We start from the raw sequence: 4,774 nt of genomic DNA on the forward strand, positions 1-4,774 counted from the left end.
AAATCAAATAATCACTATAAAGATCAAGCATATCCATTTAATTCCCTCCCTAAAATTAAGGGCGGAATTCTAATGCTTTTTAGTCAAACTACAAGTTTATGTGCGTAACATGAGTTAATAAGAGCTGCACAAAGTCTTGTGTATTCTTCACGAATCTCTTCAAAGGATTCTTGTTTTAATAAAGCATCTCTTTGTTGTAATAAATCATACTCATTTTTATCAGCAATTTTTTTACCTTCATTGCGATTATGTTTTGTGACCGCTTGAGCAAATTGAATATTTTTTAAGAAAATGGAAGCGTCGGGATTAATACCATAGAGCTTCAAATTGCTGTGCCATGCTTCATTTGATGTGTCATAGAGCCAATTAAATAAATCATCATTAAGTTCTGTTCGGTTAAGTTCAGCATTTATTTTTTGTAAAAAGAAGATACGTTGAATAGCGTCATGTTCTGGGACGAGATTAAATTGAGTTATTAACGAATTCAATTCTTTAAAAAATGCAGGGGACAGCTGTAACGACATAATTACTCCGGAACATTTAAGGGCAGTAGGGCTAAATTTTTTGCTGGCCAAAATTAACACTAACTGTTTTTTTTATCAAGTCGAGGCCAGCAAAAATAACCACTACGCTATAAAATATCGTTAGACTTAGATGCTAATTAGTTTCATCTATGTTTTAATAGCCTATATTTTTGTACATTAATTAAAGGGTGGTCATGACTTTTGTTGTTACAGAAAGTTGTATTAAATGTAAATATACGGACTGTGTTGAGGTTTGTCCGGTAGATTGTTTTTATGAAGGACCTAATTTTCTGGTTATTAATCCTGATGAATGTATTGATTGTGCGCTTTGTGAGCCAGAGTGTCCAGTAAATGCAATTGTCTCTGAAGATGATTTAACCAGTGAGCAACAGCAATACCTGGCTATAAATGCCGAGTTAGCGCCCCAATGGCCTAATATTACCGCTAAGAAAGATGCTCCTGAGGATGCGAAAGATTGGGATGAGGTAAAGGATAAACTTCAATATTTACAAAAAGAGTGGTAGAGCTCGAGGGACTGGTTGTTTCCTGTAGACGTGCTTTAAGTGAGCAAGGTCGTCTATCAACAGCCATTCCTGGTTATATTGCGCGCAAACCCCAATCCGATTTAGCAATAGCGATTGCGGAGGTTATTACTGAACAATCAATTCTTGTCGCTGAAGCTGGAACAGGCACTGGTAAAACCTTTGCCTATCTTTTACCTTGTTTATTGAGTGGAAAAAAAACTATCATTTCCACTGCTACCAAAACGTTACAAGACCAACTCTATCAAAAAGACCTCCCTACCTTAATCAGGGCTTTAGGGTTGTCGGTTCGAGTTCAAAATTTAAAGGGCCGGGCTAATTATATTTGCCAATACCGTGTTGCTTTACACGCAGAAGAAACGACCTTACAAAGTCCCCAATGTCTATCCGATATTTTACATGTCCGTGATAAATTAGCACAGATGAATGAGGGGGAGCGTTCTGAGTTACCTGAATTAAGTGAAGATGCTGCAGTGTGGCCTTTTGTGACCTCTACCTCCGATAATTGTTTAGGCTCTGAATGCCCTAATTATGAGGGTTGTTTTTTAGTTAAAGCGCGCAAAAGAGCCTTAGAAGCCGATGTTGTAGTTATTAATCATCATCTTTTTTTTGCTGATTCACGCCTAAAAACAGAAGGATTTGGCGAATTATTACCGGGGGCAGAGGTTGTTGTTTTCGATGAAGCCCATCAACTGGCTGAAATTGCGACCAACTTTCATGGTGAGCGCATTGGTACTCGCCAATTTCGCGATTTGATTAATGATATCATTAATGAGTGGCCAGCTATTGATTTAATGAATCAACCTTTGAAGGCCTTAAGTTATAAAACAGATAAATTATTAGATGAGCTAATGTTGTTATTTTCGTCTTTTGAGGAGCGTTTAAGTTGGAGTGAGTTAGAAGGAAATAAACGGTTTAAGCTTCTATGGGATGAATGGTTACAGCTAAAAGATGACTTACTAGCCTGTTTTAATGAAGAGGAGCAAACTTCCATTCCGGGTCTAACTCGTTGTAAGGAACGTTTAGAGGATTTTGAGCGTATTCTTCTTTCTTTTAAAGAAACCCATCTCGGCAAAATCCGCTGGGTGGAGCGTTTTAAAAATACGCTCGTTTTTCACAGTACGCCTTATGATATTGCCCTTTTTTTTAATACCTTATTAAAACGTCAATCGTGTAGTTATGTATTTACCTCGGCAACGCTAACCATGTCCTCTTCTTTTGACTGTTTTTGCAAACCTCTAGGCTTACAGGAGGCCCGGACCTTGCTTCTACCTAGTCCGTTTAATTACCTTAAACAAGCTTTGCTGTATTTGCCACGCGGTCTACCGGATCCGAAGGATCAACGCTATTATGAACAACTGCTAAAAAGAGCAACGGCAATTATAGATGCTTTTGGCGGCCGTTGTTTTTTTCTGTTTACCAGCCATAAAGCATTAAAATTAGTTGCTCAAATGCTGAGCAATACTTTAAACTATCCTCTTTTAGTGCAAGGCGATGAAGCTAAACCTATTTTATTAGCGCGGTTTAGGCAATTAGGTAACGCAGTGTTATTAGGGACTTCTACTTTTTGGGAAGGAGTTGATGTAAAAGGGGAGGCTTTATCCTGTGTGATTATTGATAAACTCCCTTTTGCAAGCCCTGTTGATCCTGTTACTCGTGGTAAAATGGCTTATTTAAAAGAGCGTGGCTTATCGGGATTTGATGAATTATCCCTGCCTAATGCCGTGATTGCCTTAAAGCAAGGAGTTGGACGTCTTATTCGTGATATTAGCGATAAAGGCGTATTAATGATTGCCGATCCTCGCTTAACCGCACGGGAATATGGCCGACATATTTTTAGCAGTTTACCTGCTTTACCTAAGACACGTGATGAACAAAAAGTTTTACGTTTTATTAAAGAGTTAGCATTAGATGAAGAAGCTATTAGCAATTGATACATCCACAGAGCAAGCAAGCATTGCCTTATTGATTGATGGTGTAAGTATGGGCGAGGAACAGGGGAGTCAAAAAACTCAAGCGCAAGTCCTATTGCCTATGATTGATAGCCTGTTAAGGAAAGCCAATCTTCATTTAAACCAACTGGATGGCATTGTTTTTGGTCGTGGCCCAGGAAGCTTTACCGGTTTGCGTATTGCTTGTAGTATTGCTAAAGGACTTGCTTATGCTCATGACTTGCCATTATTCCCAGTTAGTAGTTTAGCCTCCATTGCTTGGGCGGCACGAAGAGAATTAGGCAATGATAAAGTTCCAGTATTGTCTTTATTGGATGCGCGGATGAATGAATTATATTGGGGCTTTTTCCCTGATTTAAGCTATCAGACTGAAGAGCGGGTTACGAGGCCTGAAGATATCCTTATCTCAGCAAACGAGCCTATTGTGCTCGCTGGGGTAGGAACTGAGGTCTATTGGGAGCGTCTTCCTAAGGCCTTACAATTAATGGTTAGGGATAGATTAGCTTTGTTTCCTCTCGCTTCAAACATGGTTGAGATGGTAAATACTTTAGCAATACAGGCCGTTTCTACCGCTCAAGCACAACCTTTATATGTGCGCAATCAAGTAACTCAAGGAGATGCACGTGGATAAAAAATTGTTAGAAATACTGGTTTGTCCTTTATGCAAAGGAAAATTATTGTTAAAAGAGAAAGAATTAATTTGTAAGTTTGACCGCCTTGCTTTCCCAATTAAAGAGGATATTCCAGTGATGCTGGAGCAAGAAGCTCGTCTTATTCCTTTAGAAGAAAAAGATACACTATGAGCACTGAATTTCACGTTATTATACCGGCCCGTTATCATTCTACTCGCTTTCCAGGAAAATTATTGGCAGAGTTGAAAGGAGTGAGCGTCTTAGAACGGGTTTATCGTCAAGTTCTTTTAGCTCAGCCTAAAAGTATTACGATCGCTACGGACAGTGAACTTATTGCCCAGCATTGCCAAAGTTTTACTTCTTCGGTAGTAATGACCCAAGCTAGTCATGAAACCGGTACTGATCGTATTGCAGAGGTGATTACCAAAGGTTCTTTTAAAGCAGACGACATCATTGTTAATGTCCAAGGTGATGAACCTTTTATTGCACCTGCCTTAATCAGTCAAGTAGCGAGAAGCCTTGCGCAAACAGAGGCGCCAATGGCTACTTTATGCTGGCCCATTGAAAGTTTAGAGATGTTAAACAACCCTAATGTGGTTAAAGTCGTACGCTCTCAAAATAACCATGCTCTTTATTTTTCGCGTAGCCCAATTCCCGCTCATCGAGATAATAAGGATTCATTTGCTAATACCTATCGTCATATCGGTCTTTATGCTTACCGCGCCGGTTTTCTTCTCGATTACGTCACTTGGCCAGTTTGTGAATTAGAAAAAGCAGAAGCTTTAGAACAGCTTAGGGTGCTATGGTTGGGGGCTGCAATTAAAGTTGAGGAGGCTTGTGTGGAACCGCTACAAGACATTAATACTCAAGAAGATCTCATGCGAGCGCGAGCGCTTTTATAGCCTGCGCGCTTGTATTTTTTCCTACTCTATCATTTTATACAACAAAGCCTAGCCCGCAGCCTCAACCGCGGGAAGTAGAATCGATGTCCCTTGTTGCTTAGTCACTCATGTTACGCACATAAACTTGTAGTTTGACTAAAAAGCATTAGAATTCCGCCCTTAATTTTAGGGAGGGAATTAAATGGATATGCTTGATCTTTATAGTGATTATTTGATTTTCCA

Annotated in this window: 6 protein-coding genes; 5 read left to right on the forward strand and 1 reads right to left on the reverse strand. The window is 39.4% G+C overall.

What is annotated here, in order from left to right:
• Positions 1-83 precede the first annotated feature (83 nt).
• A complete protein-coding gene (locus ELY15_RS13430; RefSeq protein WP_127100884.1) occupies positions 84-524 on the reverse strand; it encodes a hypothetical protein in 441 nt (146 codons plus the stop codon).
• A 194-nt stretch (positions 525-718) separates the two neighbouring features.
• Here ELY15_RS13430 and fdxA point away from each other — a divergent pair, with 194 nt between their 5' ends.
• Genes fdxA through kdsB form a run of 5 tightly spaced genes read left to right on the forward strand, consistent with a single transcriptional unit; the run spans position 719 to position 4,552 of the window.
• A complete protein-coding gene (gene fdxA / locus ELY15_RS13435) occupies positions 719-1,048 on the forward strand; it encodes a ferredoxin FdxA (protein WP_127100886.1) in 330 nt (109 codons plus the stop codon).
• Positions 1,042-3,000, forward strand: a complete 1,959-nt coding sequence (locus ELY15_RS13440; protein ID WP_127100888.1) for an ATP-dependent DNA helicase — start codon at positions 1,042-1,044, stop codon at positions 2,998-3,000. Before fdxA ends, ELY15_RS13440 begins: the two co-directional genes overlap by 7 nt.
• The gene (tsaB, locus tag ELY15_RS13445; protein ID WP_127100890.1) at positions 2,978-3,649 is read left to right on the forward strand and encodes a tRNA (adenosine(37)-N6)-threonylcarbamoyltransferase complex dimerization subunit type 1 TsaB; all 672 of its coding nucleotides are present in this window, start codon (positions 2,978-2,980) and stop codon (positions 3,647-3,649) included. Before ELY15_RS13440 ends, tsaB begins: the two co-directional genes overlap by 23 nt.
• Entirely contained in the window at positions 3,642-3,821 is a 180-nt protein-coding gene (locus ELY15_RS13450) for a Trm112 family protein (protein WP_127100892.1), read from the forward strand. Before tsaB ends, ELY15_RS13450 begins: the two co-directional genes overlap by 8 nt.
• Positions 3,818-4,552 (forward strand): 3-deoxy-manno-octulosonate cytidylyltransferase, encoded by a 735-nt coding sequence (gene kdsB / locus ELY15_RS13455; RefSeq protein WP_127100894.1) that lies wholly within the window; start codon positions 3,818-3,820, stop codon positions 4,550-4,552. Before ELY15_RS13450 ends, kdsB begins: the two co-directional genes overlap by 4 nt.
• Positions 4,553-4,774 lie beyond the last annotated feature (222 nt).

Source organism: Legionella sp. km772, assembly GCF_003989735.1.
Classification (GTDB): domain Bacteria; phylum Pseudomonadota; class Gammaproteobacteria; order Legionellales; family Legionellaceae; genus Legionella.